The following is a 16,181-nucleotide window of genomic DNA, read 5'->3' as shown; positions in this document are numbered from 1 at the left end:
CGCCCGCACTTCAACCACCACCAACCGATAGGTCCCCACCCATGCAGCATGTGCACACCGTCAGCTTTCCCGATTCCCGGCTCCTGGCCGACCTGTCGCCGCTTCCCGGCAGCCTGCGCGGGGTGGTGTGGGACATGAAGGAGGCCCCCGGTGGGGACCTGGGCAGCATCGACGGCGTCATCCTGCCCTACCTCAACGCCGGGGAAGTGCTGGGTTCCCTGGGCAAGGTCCCGGACCTCAAGTTCGTGCAGACGCAGTCAACAGGATACGACGGCGTCTGCGAGGCGGCCGGTCCGGGCGCCGCGGTGGCAAACGCCTCGGGCGTCCATGCAGCTGCCACCGCGGAGCTGGCCGTTGGCCTCATCCTCGCCAAGCTGCGCGGCATCGACCAGGCCGTCAAGGACCAGCAGATTGAAAGCTGGAAGCCGCAGCGCCGCCAGTCCCTGGCCGACCGCAAGGTCCTGCTGCTGGGCATCGGCGGGATCGGCAAGGAACTGGCCCGCCGCCTGGAACCCTTCGAGGTGACCATCACCCGGGTGGGAAGCACGGCCCGCACGGACGCCGCCGGGCAAGTCCACGGCCCGGATGAACTGGTGGCCCTTGCCGCCGACCACGACATCCTGGTCTCCGTCCTGCCCCTGAACGACAACACCCACCACCTGGTGGGCCGGGGCGTCCTGGCCGCCCTGCCCGACGGAGCCCTGGTGGTGAACGTGGGCCGCGGCGCCGTCATCAGCACCGAGGCCCTGACCCGCGAAGTGGTCTCCGGCCGCCTCCAGTGCGCCATCGACGTTGTCGATCCCGAGCCGCTGCCCGCCGGCCACCCTCTGTGGTCCGCCGAAAACGCCCTCATCACCCCGCATGTGGGCGGCAACGCCTCGGCCTTTGAGCCCCGGATCCTGAAACTCCTGAAGCAGCAGCTCGTGGCCCTGGCCGCCGGCCAAACCCCGGCCAACCTGGTGCAGGAAGGACCCTTCGCATGAGCGCGTTGTTCGATCTCACGGGGCGCGTAGCCCTGATCACCGGTTCAAGCAGGGGCATCGGTTCTGCCCTTGCCAGGGCGCTGGCCGACGCCGGCGCAACAGTAGTGCTGAACGGCGTCAACCCGGAGCGGCTCAAGGACGCCGAGGCGGCCATGGCGGCAGACTTCCCGCCCGGCCGGATCCACAGCGTGGCCTTCGACGTCACCGAAGACGACGCCGCCGCCCGCAGCATCCGCTGGATCGAAGACAACGTAGGCCCGCTGGAAATCCTGGTGAACAATGCCGGCATCCAGCACCGCGTCCCCATGCTCGACCTGGATGTGGCGGACTGGGAACGCGTCCTCTCCACGGACCTCACGAGCGCCTTCCTGGTGGGCCGCGAAGCCGCCCGGCACATGATCACCCGGGGCCGGGGCAAGATCATCAACATCTGTTCTGTCCAGACCGACCTGGCCCGGCCCACCATCGCCCCGTACATCGCGGCCAAGGGCGGGCTGCGGAACCTCACCCGTGCCATGACCGCAGAATGGGCAGCCTCTGGACTGCAGATCAACGCCGTGGCACCTGGCTACATCCACACCGAAATGACCCAGAACCTGGTGGACGACGAGGAGTTCAACTCGTGGATCCTCGGCCGGACACCGGCCCACCGCTGGGGCACCGTGGAGGACCTGGCCGGTCCGGTGGTTTGGCTGGCCTCGGACGGCTCCAACTTTGTGAACGGACAGACCATCTTCATTGATGGCGGAATGACGGTGGTGGTCTGATGGCAACGCCCCTTGATGTCGCATTGCCCGCCACCGGCCCGGCACTGGTGGCGCACGCCGCCGGCGACCTGCGGATCGACGAGGTCCCGGTGCCCCGGCCCGCAGCCGACGAAGCGGTGGTCGAGGTCCTCTACGGCGGCATCTGCGGTTCCGACCTGCACTACTGGCTGCACGGCGCGGCCGGGGAGTCCATCCTCAAGGCGCCGCTGGTCCTGGGCCACGAGATCTCCGGCACGGTGGTGCGCCAGGCGGCGGATGGCTCCGGGCCGCAGGCCGGGACCGCCGTCGCCGTCCACCCCGCAACGCCCGGTCCAGGCGCCGCGCGCTATCCGGCGGACCGGCCCAACCTGTCACCTGGCTGCACCTACCTTGGCAGCGCCGCCCGCTACCCGCACAAGGATGGCGCCTTCAGCCGCTACGTCACGCTGCCCGTCCGGATGCTCCGCCCGCTGCCGGACAGCATCGACCTGCGCACCGCGGCACTGATCGAACCCGCGTCCGTCGCCTGGCATGCCGTGTCCAGGGCCGGGGATGTCCGGGGGAAGACCGCGCTGGTCATCGGCTCCGGCCCCATCGGCGCCCTCGCGGTCGCCGTCCTCAAGCGAGCCGGCGCAGCGCACATCACCGCCGTCGACCTTCACCCCAAGCCGCTGGAGATCGCCACGGCCGTGGGCGCCGACCAGGTCATCAACGCCGCGGACACCGAAGCCATCGCCGCCGTGGAGGCCGACGTCGTGATCGAATCCTCCGGCAACCACCACGGGCTGGCCTCGGCCATCCGCGGCGCGGTGCGCGGCGGCACCGTGGTGATGGTGGGGCTGCTGCCCACCGGCATGCAGCCGGTGCCCATCTCGCTGGCCATCACCCGCGAACTGCAGCTGCTCGGCTCGTTCCGCTTCAACGACGAGATCGATGACGTGATCGCAGCCCTCGCCGACGGGTCCCTGCACATCGAGCCCGTCATCACCCACGAATTCCCGGTGGCCGACGCCCTCCACGCCTTCGAGGTAGCCAAGGACTCCACCAGCTCCGGCAAGGTGCTCCTCTCCTTCGGCGACGCGGGGCAGGCCCAATGAGCGGGCACCTGCCACCGCTGGTGGTCATGGGAGTCTCCGGCTGCGGGAAGTCCACCGTCGGCGCCCTCCTGGGCCGCCGGCTGGGCAGGCCGTTCCTCGACGGCGACGACTTCCACCCCGCCGCCAATAAGGAAAAGATGGGCGCCGGGATACCGCTGACCGACAGCGACCGGGAACCATGGCTCGCCGTCCTGGGCGGCCTGCTGGCGGGACGGGACGGGTTGCCTGGAGCGGCGCCCGGGTTGTTTGAAGGAACGGCCGACGGCGGGCCAACAGTGCCGCCGATCGTCGCCTGCTCCGCGCTCAAGCGCCGGTACCGCGACCTGCTGCGCAGTTACGCGCCGGACCTGGTGTTCGTCCACCTCGCCGGCAGCGCGGAAACCATCGGCGCGCGGATGGATGCCCGGGCCCACGAATTCATGCCGCGCACGCTGCTGGAGTCCCAGTTCGCAGCGCTGGAGGAGTTGGCAGCGGACGAGGCCCACGTTCTCGGCGACATTACCCAGCCTCTCGATGTCCTTGTGGAAGGGGTGGCCCGGCAGCTCGAGGCAGGCGCTCCCTGGGCCCCGGCTGACCCCGGGTGTGTCCCGGAGGCTGTCCACCTGCGCGAGGAGTGAACCATGGCTGCTGCCGGCCTCTCATCACCTGTCAGCCCGACCCCTGCGCGCCGCCCCGCCCGCGAACTGCTGCTCGACGCTGCCGCGCGGCTTTTCTATGCCAACGGCGTGACAGCCACCGGGATCGACACCATCACGGCCGAAGCCGGAGTGGCCAAAAAGAGCCTCTACAACAACTTCAGCTCCAAGGCGGATCTGGTGGCCGCCTACCTTGAGGCGAGGCACGAGGAATGGCTCGGCCTGTACCGCAAGCGGCTGGCAACGGCGCCGACACCGCGCAGCCAGGTCCTGGCCGTCTTCGATGCCTACCTGGACCACGCCAACTTCGCCTACCAGTACGGCTTCCGGGGATGCGGCCTGCTCAACGCCGCGGCTGAACTGCCGGCCGGCCATCCCGGCCGGGACGCTGTGCGCCGCCACAAGGAGGAAGTCCAGGAACTCCTGGCCGGGCACGTATCGCCGTTGCTGCAGGGCCGGGAAGAACAGGTCCCCGCCATCGCCGCGCATCTGGCGTTCCTGCTCGAAGGCGCCATGGCCCGCGCCGGGCTGGAAGGCAATGACGGTCCGCTGAAGGACGCCAGGCGCATGGCCGGTCAGTTGCTGGACGCCCTGTGAGCAGCGAACGCCACCACCCCAAGGCCCAACGCTGGGGAGCGATGTCCGTGGTGGCTGCCTCCGTCCTCTGGGGCACCACCGGGACCGCAGCCACCTTCGCCGCAGGCGTGAGCCCGCTGGCCATTGGCGCCGTGGCAATGGGACTGGGCGGCCTGCTGCAGGCGCTCTTCGCAGCGCGGCACATCGGCCGCCAGGCGGGCAGCCTGCTCGCACGGTGGCGCCTGGTCTTGCTCGGTGCCGCGGCCGTGGCCACCTACCCCCTGGCCTTCTACAGCTCCATGCATCTCTCCGGCGTAGCCGTGGGAACCGTCGTCTCCATCGGCTCGGCCCCCGTGGCGGCAGCCCTCATCGAACGCTTCGCGGACAGGAAACCGCTGAGCAGGCAATGGATTCTTGGGGCCCTGCTGGGAGTCGGCGGCGCCGCCATGCTCTCGTTTGCCGGGCATGCCGCCGCAGTGTCACCACCGGTCCCGGCTGCTGCGGGGGAGGCCACGGCTTGCAGTCCGACGGCGGGAATCCTCCTTGGGCTGCTGGCCGGCGCCACCTATGCCCTGTATTCGTGGGCGGCGCACCGCCTGGCGGGGACCGGGGTCACGGCCAGGGCCGCCATGGGCAGCATCTTCGGGCTGGGCGGTCTCCTCCTGATGCCTGTCCTCGCGGTGACGGGCGGCCCGCTGCTGGAGTCCTGGGGCAACGCGGGCGTGGGGGCCTACATGGCTGTGGTTCCGATGTTCGCCGGGTATGTCCTGTTCGGCTGGGGCCTGGCCCGCGTGGGGGCGAGTACCGCCACCAGCATCTCCCTGCTGGAAACCGTGGTGGCTGCTGTCCTGGCGGTGCTGGTGGTGGGCGAAAGGCTTCCGGCACTCGGCTGGCTTGGCGCCGCCGTCGTCCTGGCCAGCCTGTTCATCCTGACCCCACGCACCCGTCCGGCATCATCACCTGCAGCGGCACAGCCGGGGGCGAAAGAACAGCCTGCCGCAGGATCAGCCGGTGTGCTGCCGCCCCGCGCTCCGGGCCAGCACCGTGGGACCCAGGAGCAGGCAGGCGCCCAGGCCCAGCAGTAAGATCCCTAGCACCACCGCGCCCGGTGCAGGGACTCCGGCCCCAGCCAGGATGAGCACCACGCCGATCAGGGCCGCCAGCATCCCCGGGAACAGGCCTGCGGGGAAACGCCGCGCCGGATAGCCGGACAACAGTTCCATGGCCAGGTGGGGATCGTCCGCGATCAGCCCCAGTTCGAGCTCCTTGAGCAGGCGTCGCTCCTCATCGGACATTGGCATGGCGGGCCCCTGTTTTCCCTGGGAGGCGGTAACGGTATCGACCGTAGGAGCCTTCTACCGGTTAGTCAATAGGTCCAGTGGCGCTGCACGGCCGTCACTCCAGGACGTCGTAGCGCAGCTCATTTTCCGTTACCCGTACGCCTTTGGTGGGAACATGCGGAACTGCCTTGGCCGGCGGCATCAGGTGTTCAACGGGCAGGCCCGCCAGCAGGACGCTGTGGTCCGCGATGAGGCGGCGGTGGCAGCGCCACCACAGGGTTTCGCTGCACATGATGGCGGTGGTTGCCGCCTGGGAGCCTGCCACCAGTTCTGCGGCTGCCGCCCGGAAGTCTTCACTGCGCATATAGCCTGCGTAGGCGCGGAATGACTCGTTGCGGAGGGCCGTGTCCGGAGAGTCCGGGAGCAGCTTGCGGAACCCGCCCAGCCGCTTCTCCCAGCGGTAGCCGATACCCGCCTCCGGAAGCCACAGGGCCAAACGGTCCTTGCCGAAATGCGGGTACTTGCGGCTGCCCGGCCCGATCCGGACATCCACCAGGGACGTCACCCCGGCGCTGCGGAGCAACCCGGCGAAGTCCTCCTGGGAAGCGGTGCCGTGACCTACGGTGAACAGGGCCTTCATCGAAGCCATGATAGGCACGGGGGCGGGGTGGCCCGCAGAAGCCGGCTACCGTCGTCGTAATTCGGCGAACTCGATGGACGGCACGATGGCGCCCGCATCCCGTTCCACGAAGTTGGTGCCCGGGGGCACCAGGTCGTCGATGGCGTCCAGCACTGCCTCGCCCAGCTGGACGTCGGCCGCGCGGAGGTACGCCTGGAGGTGTTCTTCGCTGCGGGGGCCGATGATCACGCTGCTGATGGCGGGGTGGGTCAGGGCGAATCCCACGGCCAGGTCCACCAGGGACAGATCCAGCTTGTCCGCCAGGCGGGCCAATGAGTCTGCGGCGAGCAGCTTCCGCTCACTGGACGGTCCGGACAGGTCGTACCGGCCGGGAAGCGTATGGACGCGGGTGGGCGGCTTGCCCGATTCCAGCACGAAGCTGCCGGAAAGCCAGCCGCCCGCCAGGGGGCCGTAGGCAAGGACACCCAGGCCGTACTGCTGGGCAATCGGCAGCACGTCGCGTTCATTGCCGCGGACCAGCATGGAATACGGGACCTGGTTGCCCAGCGGCGGGATCAGGTGGTTGGTGGTGGCCAGCCACTGTGCCTCCACCAGCTGCGCCGGCGTGAACACGGAGGTGCCGTAGTACAGGATCTTGCCCTGGCGGATGAGGTCGTTCAGGGTGGTGATGGTTTCCAGGACGTCGGTGTTGTAGTCCGGCCGGTGGGCCTGGTAGAGGTCGATCCGGTCCGTCTGCAGCCGGCGGAGGCTGCCCTCCACCGCCTGGGTGATCCAGCGCCGGGAGTTCCCGGAATGCGCGGGGTTGGGGCTCATCTGGCCGTGGAACTTGGTGGCCAGGAAGACGTCGTCCCGGCGTCCCCGGAGTGCGCGGCCCACCACCTGCTCCGATTCGCCCTGCGAGTAGACGTCGGCGGTATCAACCGCTGTGATGCCGGCGTCCAGTGCCGCGTGGATGATGCGGATGCTCTCGTCAGCGCCGGTGGGTGCACCCTGGCCGTTGCCGGTCCCCTCGCCGAAGTTCATGGTCCCCAGGGTGAGGGGACTGATGGGGGTTCCCGACCGTCCGAACACCCGCAGTTCGCTCAGGCTCATCTCCGGTCTCCTCCATTCAGTTGCCGTGCCCTGGATTGTCACGACGCTACACAGATCAGGCCGGCGGCCGCAGATTTCCGTTGCAGTCCTTCTCTTTTCGTCGCATGGAGTAACCGGCGCAGCGGGGATGACGTTTTGTGGCGCGCAAAGAGGAGCGAATTACGCCTATATTGAGGGCATGGGCATCCTCAGCAGCGATGAACAGTTCGTCCAGTTGCACGACCTCATCATCGGCAGCAGCAACGTCGCTGACTTCCTGTCCGAGCTTTCCGTTGTGGCCGCGTCAACGCTCAGCGATGCGGCGGGTGTCTTCATCGAATGCGGGGTCACGCTCCGCCGCCGCAAGCGCAGCGCGACCATTGCCGGCAGCAGCGAACGGGCCGCCGTGCTGGACAAGCTGGAACAGGTCCTCGGGGAGGGGCCGTGCATCGCATCCCTGGACGCAATGCAGCCCATGGTCCTCTCCGACGTCCACACCGATACCCGCTGGCCCGACTACCAGAAGGTGCTGGCCGAAAACGGCTGCCGCAGCGTGCTGGGCGTACCCTTGGCACTGGACCGGAACCAGGCAGCCGCGCTGAACTTCTTCGCCGCGGAGCCTGATGTCTTTGCCCCCAACGTCATCCGCACGGCGGAGGGATTTGCGGACCTTGCCGGCCGGGCGCTGAGGCTGGCCCTGCGGATCGCGGACGCACAGAACCTGGCGGATGACCTGAAGGCCGCCATGGCGAACCGCACCACGATCGACCTTGCCTGCGGGGTGATCATGGCGCAGAACCGGTGTACCCAGGATGAAGCCATGGCCTTGCTCACCAAGGCGTCCAGCCACCGGAACCAGAAGCTGCGGGACCTGGCCGCTGAAGTCCTTGGCCGGGTCAGCGACGGGCCGGTGACCACGCACTTCGATCCGTAGCCGGCCGGATCCACCCTCCAACTTTTCCCCGCCCGGCTGCATGTCGCCTGGGTTTCGCCTCTGCGCCGCCCTGCAATAATCTGAACCAACGGTTGTGCACGGGGGTGTGAGCGCCCGGCACGACAGGCAGCACTGCAAGTTCCGGGACCATCACAGACGAGGCGGACACCCATGACGGCTTCAGACCAGCAGCACGCAGCACGGCCGACGAGGCCGGCAGACCCTCCTGCCGCTGCCCCGGGGCCGGTGGATCCGCGCCTGCTGCAGCGGCTGGCCGACGCGCATGGCGTGGGCACGTCCTTCCAGGGCTGGGACGGGCTTCCGCATTCCGTTGCCGAAGCAACCCTGATCAAGGTGCTGGCAGCGCTCGGAGTCGAGGCGCACACCAACCAGCACATCGAGGCCGCCCTCGCGGAGGTGGAACTGGCGCCCTGGCGACGGATGCTGCCGGCCGCCGTCGTCATCAAACAGGGTGAACCGGCGCAGGTGCCGGTCCATGTGCGGGACGGCGCCACCGCGAGCCTCACCATCGCCCTTGAAGGGGGAGCCGGATCCCGGGAGGCGGTCCAGCAGGACATCTGGATCCAGCCCCGGGAGGTGGACGGCGTCTCCACCGGACGTGCCACGTTCTCCCTTCCCGAGGACCTGCCGTTGGGCTGGCACACCCTGCATGCGGAATCGGAGGGCGCCACGGCCAGTGCCGTCCTGGTGGTCACACCGGCCCGGCTGGGCACGGCCAAGCCCCTTGAGGAACGCCGCGGCTGGGGGCTGGCCACGCAGCTGTATTCGGTCCGGTCCAAGCGGTCATGGGGCATCGGCGACTTTTCGGACCTGGCGGACCTGGCGGCCATCAGCGGCGCGCGCGGGGCCGACTATGTGCTGGTCAATCCGCTGCACGCGGCGGAGCCTGTCCCGCCCGTCCAGCCCTCGCCCTACTCGCCGTCCACCCGCCGGTTCTTCAACCCCCTGTACATCCGCATCGAGGCCATCCCCGAGCTGGCGTACCTCCGGCCCCGGAAACGGGCGGCGCTGGAAAAGCTGCACGAGGAAGTGGCCGGCCTGAACAGAGACGGTGCCCGGCTGGACCGGGACGCCGTTTACGCAGCCAAGCTGCAGGCACTGGAGATGCTGTACCACACGCGGCGTTCGCCCTCCCGGCAGGCGGCCTTCGAGGAGTTCTGCCGCATCTCCGGCAGCGGCCTGGACGATTTTGCGCTCTGGTCCGCCATCCGCGAGGACCTGGCGCCCGGTGATCCGTTATGGGTGGATCCGGCGTGCGCCATCGGAACCCCGGAAGCGGAGGCCCTGCGGGAGAAGCTGGCGGACCGGATCGGTTTCCACCGCTGGCTGCAGTGGATCTGCGACGAGCAGCTGGAAAGCGCCCAGCAGGCGGCCCTCCGCTCCGGCATGCGGCTGGGCGTGGTGCACGACCTCGCAGTCGGCGTGGACCACAACAGTGCCGACGCGTGGACCCTGGGCCGTGTGCTCGCCCCAAACACCAGCGTGGGCGCGCCGCCGGACATGTACAACCAGCAGGGCCAGGACTGGGGCCAGCCGCCATGGCACCCCGCCCGCCTGGCCGAAGCCGGCTACGAACCGTTCCGCAACATGCTGGCCAACGTGCTGCGCCACGCCGGCGGCATCCGCGTGGACCACATCCTGGGCCTGTTCCGGCTGTGGTGGATCCCCATGGGAAATGCGCCGGGGGACGGTGCCTACGTCCGCTACGACCACGAGGCCCTGATCGGCATCCTGGCCCTCGAGGCGCACCGCGCCGGTGCCGTGGTGATCGGCGAGGACCTGGGCACCTTCGAGCCCTGGGTGCGTGACTACCTCGCGGCCCGCGGCATCCTGGGCACGTCAATCCTGTGGTTTGAGTACGACGGCGATTCGCCCCTTGCACCGGAAAAGTACCGTACACAGGCGCTCGCCAGCGTGAACACCCACGACCTTCCGCCCACGGCCGGGTACCTTGCCGGCGACCATGTGGGGCTGCGGAGCCGGCTGGGGCTGCTGGAGCGGTCTGAGGAGGAAGAACGAGCCGAGCACAACGCGTCGCTGGAGAAGATGTTTGCCCTGCTGCGCGAACGCGGGTACCTGTCCGAGGGGGCAGCCGGCGGAGCCGGCGCGCAGTCGGCGGAGGAGCACACCATCGAGGCGCTGCACCTCCTGCTGGCCCAGGCACCGTCTGTACTGCTCGGTGTGGCACTGGTGGACGCGGTGGGGGAGCGGCGGGTGCAGAACCAGCCCGGAACAACGGAAGCCCTGTATCCAAACTGGCAGGTTCCGCTGGGCGGGCCGGACGGCAGGCCGGTTTACCTGGACGACCTCCCCGGCAATAGGCGCTTCAACGCACTGCTCGCTGCCGTGGAGGGATCCCTGCACGGGTCCTGACTGGCTGGTTAACCACCATGGCCCCGCCGCTTCCGTAAGCGGCGGGGCCATGGTGGTTGTTCCGCTGAACTAGCCTGCGGTGATCACGTGGGTGAAGTGGTCGTAGCGGAAGGTGACCGGGCCGCCGTCGTGCTCAAACACGATGTTGGCTCCGGGTGTTGCCCCGCCGGCCCCGTAGCTGATGTCCCATGACTTGTTGAGGGCCGCCTTGAACTCGTAGCTCCCTGCCGCCAGGTCAGGCACGGTGAGCTTCCAGACGAGGTCTGCCGGGTCCAGGACCAGCTGGGCCTGCTGGCAGGCGGGCTCCCAGTCGGTGGCGCAGCCCAGCTCGCTGTCCATGCTTCCGGCCGCCGCCACGGCGGACGGCTGCTGCGACGCGTAGACGGCGCTGAGCAGGTGCGTGCTGTTGTCGTAGCGGAACGTGACCGGTCCGCCGGGGTGGTCCAGCACGATGTTCTGGCCATTCAGCTGGCCGTCGGAACCGTAGTTTTCGTCCCAGCCGCCGTTGAGCGCTGCCTTGTACTCGTACTTCCCGGCCGGCAGGTCGGCGGTCAGCCGCCAGATGCGGTCCGCCGGGTCCAGGACCATTTTGGCCTGCTGGCACGTGGGATCCCACTGCGCGGTGCAGCCCATGGCCTGGTTCAGTGATCCGGCCACCGTCACCGAGTCCGGCTGCGGCGCCTGGCCTATCGTGACGGTCCTGGTGCCGCTGGTGACGCTGAAGCCCGTGCCGGCCATGACGGCCCGGTACTGGACTTTCGTGCCGTCGGCCAGCGTGGAGACATCATCGGTTGCCGAGTACACGGGCGACGACGAATCCGTGCCCACCGCCGTCCAGTCTCCGCCGTTCACGCTGCGCTCAAAGGTCACTACGTAGCTGGCCTTCTCCGGATCGGCGGTGGCGCTAAGTTCCACCTTTCCTTCCACGCTGCTGCCTTCGGCCGGCTTCTGCAGGGTCAGGACGGGCGCGGGGACGCTGGCTTGGCGGCTCTGGCTGGTGGCGGTGTGGCCGCCGTTGTCCAGCACCGTGGCGCGGTACTCCAGGGGCGTCCCTGCGTCCAGGGCCGCGACGTCATGGAACACCTGGTAGGGGGCGGTGTCGTCCGTGCCGATCGGCTGCCACTGGCCGCCTGCCGTGCGGGCCTCGAAGGTGACCTCGTAGAACGAAGAACCGTCGACGTCGGCCGTCACGTTGATGCGCCCGTTGTCACTTGGGGCTGCGGCCGGCTGCTGGAGGGCGACGGCGGGTGCAGCCTTTGAGTGCGGGATCCGCCCCGAGGATTCGTAGACGACGGCGGAGAGCGGCGGCACAGTGACCGTCAGCTTGGCGTCCTCCGAGGTTTTGGCTTCGTCGGCCCCTTCGCCGTAGATGCGCGTGTAGCTGCGCTTGGCAATGTAGGCGGGGACTTCGGCCGTCTGTGGCTGGGCGCTGTTGTTCAGGGCCACCACGTATTCGCGCTGGTCCTGGGCGTCCGTGCGGGAGAAGGCGTAGATGCCGGGGCCGTCCGAGGCGTAGCGGTGCTGGTGGGCGCCGTTCCGCAGCGCCGGGTGCTCTTTGGTCAGGGCAGCCAGCTCCTTGATCTTGGCGTACAGGGGGTGGCCCGGGTTGAAGTTGTCCGTGGCGTGCGTGGCATCGGTGCCCAGCAGGTCATCGTCAAGGTACTCCGGCACCTTGCTGGCGAAGAGCGTCTGGCGGGCGTCCTGGTCGCCGCCGGGGCCGGTGAAGCCCTGCTCGTCGCCGTAGTAGACCACCGGGTTGCCGCGGGAGAAGTACATCAGCTCGTGGGCCAGCTCGTTCCGGGCCACCTTCTCGGCGTCGCCGGCAGCCGGGTTGTCCTGGGCAATGAAGCTGCCGATGCGGCCCATGTCGTGGTTGCCCAGGAAGGTGGGGAGCTCGTAGACGTTGGAGTCGGCGTCGGTGTACCAGTCGTCGCCGGCGAAGAAGGTTTGCAGCGCCTTGGCGTCCTGGCTCCTGGACGCGAAGTTGCGGGCCGCATCCTGGAAGGGGAAGTCCAGGACTGCCTGCATCTTGTTGCGGGTGGTGAACTGGGACGTGAAGCTCTTGGTGGTGTCGAAGACCTCGCCGAACATGAAGAACTCGTCCTTGCCGTGCTCTTTGGCGTAGCTGAGCACGTTGGGGCCGAATTCCTGCCAGAATTCGTTGTTGACATGCTTCATGGTGTCGATCCGGAAGCCGTCCACGCCGAAGTCGCCGATCCAGGACTTGTAGATGTCCTCCATGCCGTGCACTACTTTGGGGTTTTCGGTGAACAGGTCATCGAGGCCGAAGAAGTCCCCGTACATGGAGTCCTCGCCGGTAAAGGTGGTGTCGCCCCGGTTGTGGTACAGCGTGGGGTCGTTCAGCCAGGCCGGCACTTTGAGGTTTTCTTCGCCGGGTGCCAGGACGGGCTTGTAAGGGAATGAGGTGTTCGCGTCCAACTGGGGGAAGGTCCCGGTGCCGGCGTAGTCGCGGTCATCGAAGGGTTCGCCGGAGGCCGTCTTGTAGGGGGCGGCGTCCTTGGACACGTAGCCCTTGCGGTCGCCCTCCTGGTAGCCGATGACGTCAGCGGTGTGGTTGGTGATGATGTCGAAGTAGACCTTCATGCCGCGTGCGTGGGCCTCGTCGATCAGGGCCTTGAGTTCGTCATTGGTTCCCAGGTGCGGATCGATTTGGGTGAAGTCGGTGACCCAGTAGCCGTGGTAGCCGGCTGACTTGTCCTCCGGCTGGACTGCCTTGTTCTTGAAGCTGGGGGTCAGCCAGATCGACGTGGTGCCCAGGCCCTGGATGTAGTCGATCTTGTTCCGGAGGCCGGCCAGGTCGCCGCCGTTGTAGAAGCCCTTTTTCGTGGGATCGAAGCCGGAGACCATGGGATCGGGGCCAAGGCCGCCTTGGTCGTTGGCCGTGCTGCCGTTGCTGAACCGGTCCGCCATGACGAAGTAGAAGTTTTCGTCCGTCACGGGACCGCGCAGCGAATGCAGGGCGGGCGCGGATCCCCGGTTCCTGCTGCCGGGGTCGTTGGAACCGGGACCGTTGGAGCCTGGACCGTTGGGGGCGGCCTGGGCCGAGAGGACTGCTGCGGAGACGGCGACGGCGGCTGCAAGTAGACCGGCCGCGGATCGGGCTGCAATGCGCTTCCGGGTTGGCCTGGTTACTGAAGGGTGCGGTGTTCCGGCTGGACGTGCCGGTTGGTGGGCGCGTGGGGGCGCGCCGGGAGGGGTGCGGAATAACAAGGGTGAGACCTTCCTGGGAAGCAGCGCTGCTGTACAGGCTTGCCGTTGAATGGGGATGCGGCAGGAGGGTTCGAAGAACAGCATGCTGTCTTGTGAACCAAGTCACAACTGTAAGCGCTTGCACTGAATTACTCCAGTGTTTAGGGAGCGCGCTGGCGCGCGAAGTTTCCGCCGGGACCTGCAGTGCTAGCTGGCGGCTACCAGCGCGGTGGGCGAGGCGGCATGCAGGGTGTGCAGCACCCGTCCGGGAAGGCCGGTGATGGGATCCAGCTCAAAGGTCGCGATGTTGTGTGATCGTTCGTGCGCCACATGGAGCCAGTTTCCGCGGACCACGTGGTGGCGCGGCCAGTTCCCGCCGCTGTCAAAGTCCTTGACGGGGATCAGTTCGGTGCCATCCCCGGCAACCTCCAGAACGCTGATGAGGTTGGAGCCGCGCACGCCGGCATAGGCGAAGTTTCCCCGGGGGCCAAGGCAGATCTCGGCGGCGGAGTCGCCTTGCTGGCTTCCTCCCGCCGTTGCAGGTCCGCGGAATACCAGCTCGTAGGTGCCGGCCTCGGGACGGACCACGAAGACTTCCACAGAGTACTCCGACACGATGAAGACGTTCCCGTTCGGGTGCCCCACCAGGTGCCGCGGGCCGCAGCCGAAGGGGAGGACCACCTCGTGGTCCGCCACCAGCCCGGCGCCCGGCTGGTAGGTCCAGATGCGGAGGGTGTCATGGCCCAGGTCTGTAGTCATCACGCGGCCGTCCTGGAGCATCAGGCTGGCGTGGGCGCGGCTTTGCCGCGGGCTGCCGGGAGAAAGGGCCGCGTGGGGATCAACCGACGGTGCGGCGGGGAACCGCCCGGCCATGCCGCCGTCGGAATCCAGCTCGTAGAGGAGGACCTGCCCGTCGCCCCAGCACGCGGCCGTGACAAAGCGGCCGTGCGGGTCAACGGCAACATGGCAGGTGGCCTCACCGGCCGGCTGCGGTTCCCCGTAGGGTTCCAGGGCGGCCTCGCCGTGCCGGCGGTAGGCCCGGACCTTCCTGCGCTGCTCAGCCGCCGCGTACACCACAGGAAGGGTCGGGTGTACAGCAACGAACGACGGCGATTGAGCCTCGACAGCCGTTCCCAACCATTCCAGGCTGCCGTCCTGGTGCTCGCGGACAGCGCCGATGCCGTCCGCACGGCCGCCGCCGTCGGGGGTATACGTGCCGATCCACAGGATGTTGCTGGCCTGATTGTTGGTGGCTGCATTGTTGATGGCTGCGCCGTTGGTCATGGTCCAATCCTGCCAAGCTTTCGCCCCTATTCCCGTACCCCGGGCCGCCGATTAGCATGGGATTTCCGGCAGTGGCAGAAGGGAGGCGGGCGCGGTTATGGCTGCAGCTACGTCGATTTTCCCCACCCGGGGCCCTTCGGAGACCTGGGCCTAGCCCGCGTGGAGGTGTCCGTGGGCTGGCGGGAGGGCGGCGTTCAGCCTCCTCACGGGTTGCCGGCTGCTCACGGCCAATCCCCGCAGCTGGGCTACGACCAGATCGTCTCCCAGTTGCGTTCCGCAGGCTGTGTTTTCGCCGAAGATGAGGCCCGGCTCCTCCTCGCTGAGGGCGCCGGCCCCGCGGAACTGTCACGCAATATCCAGCAGCGGGTGGAAGGCGTCCCCCTCGAGCACATCCTGGGCTGGGCTGAATTTGCCGGCGGCCGCGTGGTGGTTGAGCCCGGCGTTTTCGTGCCGCGGCGACGCACGGAACTCCTGGTCAACGCGGCCCTGGACCTGCTGGCGGAGGACGCCCTGGCCCTCCCGGCGGATGCCGCACTGCCGGCACCCCCGGTGGTGGTGGATCTCTGCTGCGGATCCGGGGCCGTGGGAACCGCCATCCTTCGCCATGCCCCGCAGGTGGAGCTGCATGCAGCGGATATCGAGCCTGCTGCCGTAAGGTGTGCCCGGCGGAACCTGGAACCCCTGGGCGGCCATGTCCATGCGGGTGACCTGTTCGCAGCCCTCCCCGCCGCGCTGCCCGGCCGGGTCCGGGTGCTCGCGGTCAACGCTCCGTACGTCCCTACGCGTGCAATTCGCACCATGCCGCCGGAAGCCCGCCTGTACGAACCCGCTGCCTCGCTCGACGGAGGCCCGGATGGCCTGGACTTCCACCGACGGGTCGCCGCCGAAGGCGTTCACTGGCTGGCTCCCCACGGTCATCTGCTGATCGAGACCAGTGAGCAGCAGGCAGCCGGGACCTCCGGCATCTTGGCCGCAGCCGGGTTCGCGGTTCGTACTGTGCGGTCGGAAGAACTGGACGGGACGGTGGTCGTCGGACGCCTGCCGGCCCAAGGTGTGGGCGCGGCGTAAGGCAGTGGCTTTCCGTGTGCCGCGCCCACCTATCGCTGCCGTTTGTGAAACCTGCTAGCGGCCGTTCCTGCTACCCCTCCAGCTGCCGTTCCTGAAAGTGCGCGTGTTAGCAGATCTTGCCAGGCCTCAAAGTGCGCACCGAATGGCCGAAGCAATGCCTCAAGCAACGTCTTTCCAGCCAGCCTTCATTATTGCCGAGGGTGGGGTGGCGGGGGTGGTTTGAAGTAGTGGTTTTGTTGGGGTGTTTGGGTGGGGTCGATGTG

14 protein-coding genes are annotated in these 16,181 nt (G+C 68.2%); 9 read left to right on the top strand and 5 right to left on the bottom strand.

Features of this window, described 5'->3' with window-relative positions:
• The first annotated feature begins 41 nt into the window (after positions 1-41).
• From BACI349Y_RS17960 to BACI349Y_RS17935, 6 genes are read left to right on the top strand one after another with little or no spacing between them, the layout of a single operon-like run.
• Positions 42-983, top strand: a complete 942-nt coding sequence (locus tag BACI349Y_RS17960) for a 2-hydroxyacid dehydrogenase (RefSeq protein WP_159633949.1) — start codon at positions 42-44, stop codon at positions 981-983.
• Complete coding sequence (locus BACI349Y_RS17955) at positions 980-1,750, top strand: SDR family oxidoreductase (protein WP_159633946.1); 771 nt, start codon at positions 980-982, stop codon at positions 1,748-1,750. Before BACI349Y_RS17960 ends, BACI349Y_RS17955 begins: the two co-directional genes overlap by 4 nt.
• A complete protein-coding gene (locus BACI349Y_RS17950) occupies positions 1,750-2,826 on the top strand; it encodes an L-idonate 5-dehydrogenase (RefSeq protein ID WP_159633943.1) in 1,077 nt (358 codons plus the stop codon). The genes BACI349Y_RS17955 and BACI349Y_RS17950 overlap by 1 nt, the downstream gene beginning before the upstream one ends.
• Complete coding sequence (locus BACI349Y_RS17945) at positions 2,823-3,443, top strand: gluconokinase (protein WP_159633940.1); 621 nt, start codon at positions 2,823-2,825, stop codon at positions 3,441-3,443. Before BACI349Y_RS17950 ends, BACI349Y_RS17945 begins: the two co-directional genes overlap by 4 nt.
• Before the next feature lie 3 nt (positions 3,444-3,446).
• Entirely contained in the window at positions 3,447-4,058 is a 612-nt protein-coding gene (locus BACI349Y_RS17940; RefSeq protein ID WP_159633937.1) for a TetR/AcrR family transcriptional regulator, read from the top strand.
• 41 nt (positions 4,059-4,099) lie between these two features.
• Positions 4,100-5,122 carry a DMT family transporter gene (locus tag BACI349Y_RS17935; protein ID WP_201302536.1) on the top strand — a complete coding sequence of 341 codons (1,023 nt, stop codon included), beginning with the start codon at positions 4,100-4,102 and terminating at the stop codon, positions 5,120-5,122.
• On the opposite strand, the gene BACI349Y_RS17930 is transcribed toward BACI349Y_RS17935, so the two are convergent.
• From BACI349Y_RS17930 to BACI349Y_RS17920, 3 genes are all read right to left on the bottom strand, one after another.
• Complete coding sequence (locus tag BACI349Y_RS17930; RefSeq protein WP_224024459.1) at positions 5,042-5,338, bottom strand: DUF3040 domain-containing protein; 297 nt, start codon at positions 5,336-5,338, stop codon at positions 5,042-5,044. The genes BACI349Y_RS17935 and BACI349Y_RS17930 overlap by 81 nt on opposite strands.
• 94 nt (positions 5,339-5,432) lie before the next feature.
• A complete protein-coding gene (locus BACI349Y_RS17925; RefSeq protein WP_236560905.1) occupies positions 5,433-5,966 on the bottom strand; it encodes a DUF488 domain-containing protein in 534 nt (177 codons plus the stop codon).
• Between the two features lie 36 nt (positions 5,967-6,002).
• Positions 6,003-7,049 carry an aldo/keto reductase gene (locus BACI349Y_RS17920; RefSeq protein ID WP_159633934.1) on the bottom strand — a complete coding sequence of 349 codons (1,047 nt, stop codon included), beginning with the start codon at positions 7,047-7,049 and terminating at the stop codon, positions 6,003-6,005.
• 178 nt (positions 7,050-7,227) lie between these two features.
• Here BACI349Y_RS17920 and BACI349Y_RS17915 point away from each other — a divergent pair, with 178 nt between their 5' ends.
• Entirely contained in the window at positions 7,228-7,962 is a 735-nt protein-coding gene (locus tag BACI349Y_RS17915; RefSeq protein WP_159633931.1) for a GAF and ANTAR domain-containing protein, read from the top strand.
• A 171-nt stretch (positions 7,963-8,133) separates the two neighbouring features.
• The gene (gene malQ / locus BACI349Y_RS17910) at positions 8,134-10,356 is read left to right on the top strand and encodes a 4-alpha-glucanotransferase (RefSeq protein WP_159633928.1); all 2,223 of its coding nucleotides are present in this window, start codon (positions 8,134-8,136) and stop codon (positions 10,354-10,356) included.
• Positions 10,357-10,425: 69 nt separating this feature from the next.
• Here malQ and BACI349Y_RS17905 read toward each other — a convergent pair whose 3' ends face one another.
• Together BACI349Y_RS17905 and BACI349Y_RS17900 are read right to left on the bottom strand one after the other, a co-directional pair.
• Positions 10,426-13,587 (bottom strand): alpha-amylase family glycosyl hydrolase, encoded by a 3,162-nt coding sequence (locus BACI349Y_RS17905; protein ID WP_159633924.1) that lies wholly within the window; start codon positions 13,585-13,587, stop codon positions 10,426-10,428.
• Between the two features lie 186 nt (positions 13,588-13,773).
• The gene (locus tag BACI349Y_RS17900; RefSeq protein WP_159633921.1) at positions 13,774-14,850 is read right to left on the bottom strand and encodes a lactonase family protein; all 1,077 of its coding nucleotides are present in this window, start codon (positions 14,848-14,850) and stop codon (positions 13,774-13,776) included.
• A 210-nt stretch (positions 14,851-15,060) separates the two neighbouring features.
• Between BACI349Y_RS17900 and BACI349Y_RS17895 the strand changes: the two genes are divergently transcribed.
• Positions 15,061-15,918 carry a putative protein N(5)-glutamine methyltransferase gene (locus BACI349Y_RS17895; RefSeq protein WP_224024471.1) on the top strand — a complete coding sequence of 286 codons (858 nt, stop codon included), beginning with the start codon at positions 15,061-15,063 and terminating at the stop codon, positions 15,916-15,918.
• Positions 15,919-16,181: the final 263 nt, after the last annotated feature.

It is taken from the genome of Arthrobacter sp. 8AJ (genome assembly GCF_902506025.1).
In the GTDB taxonomy this organism is placed as follows: Bacteria; Actinomycetota; Actinomycetes; order Actinomycetales; family Micrococcaceae; genus Arthrobacter.
Note: the sequence above shows the minus strand (reverse complement) of the source record. Positions and strands in the feature narration are given on the sequence as shown.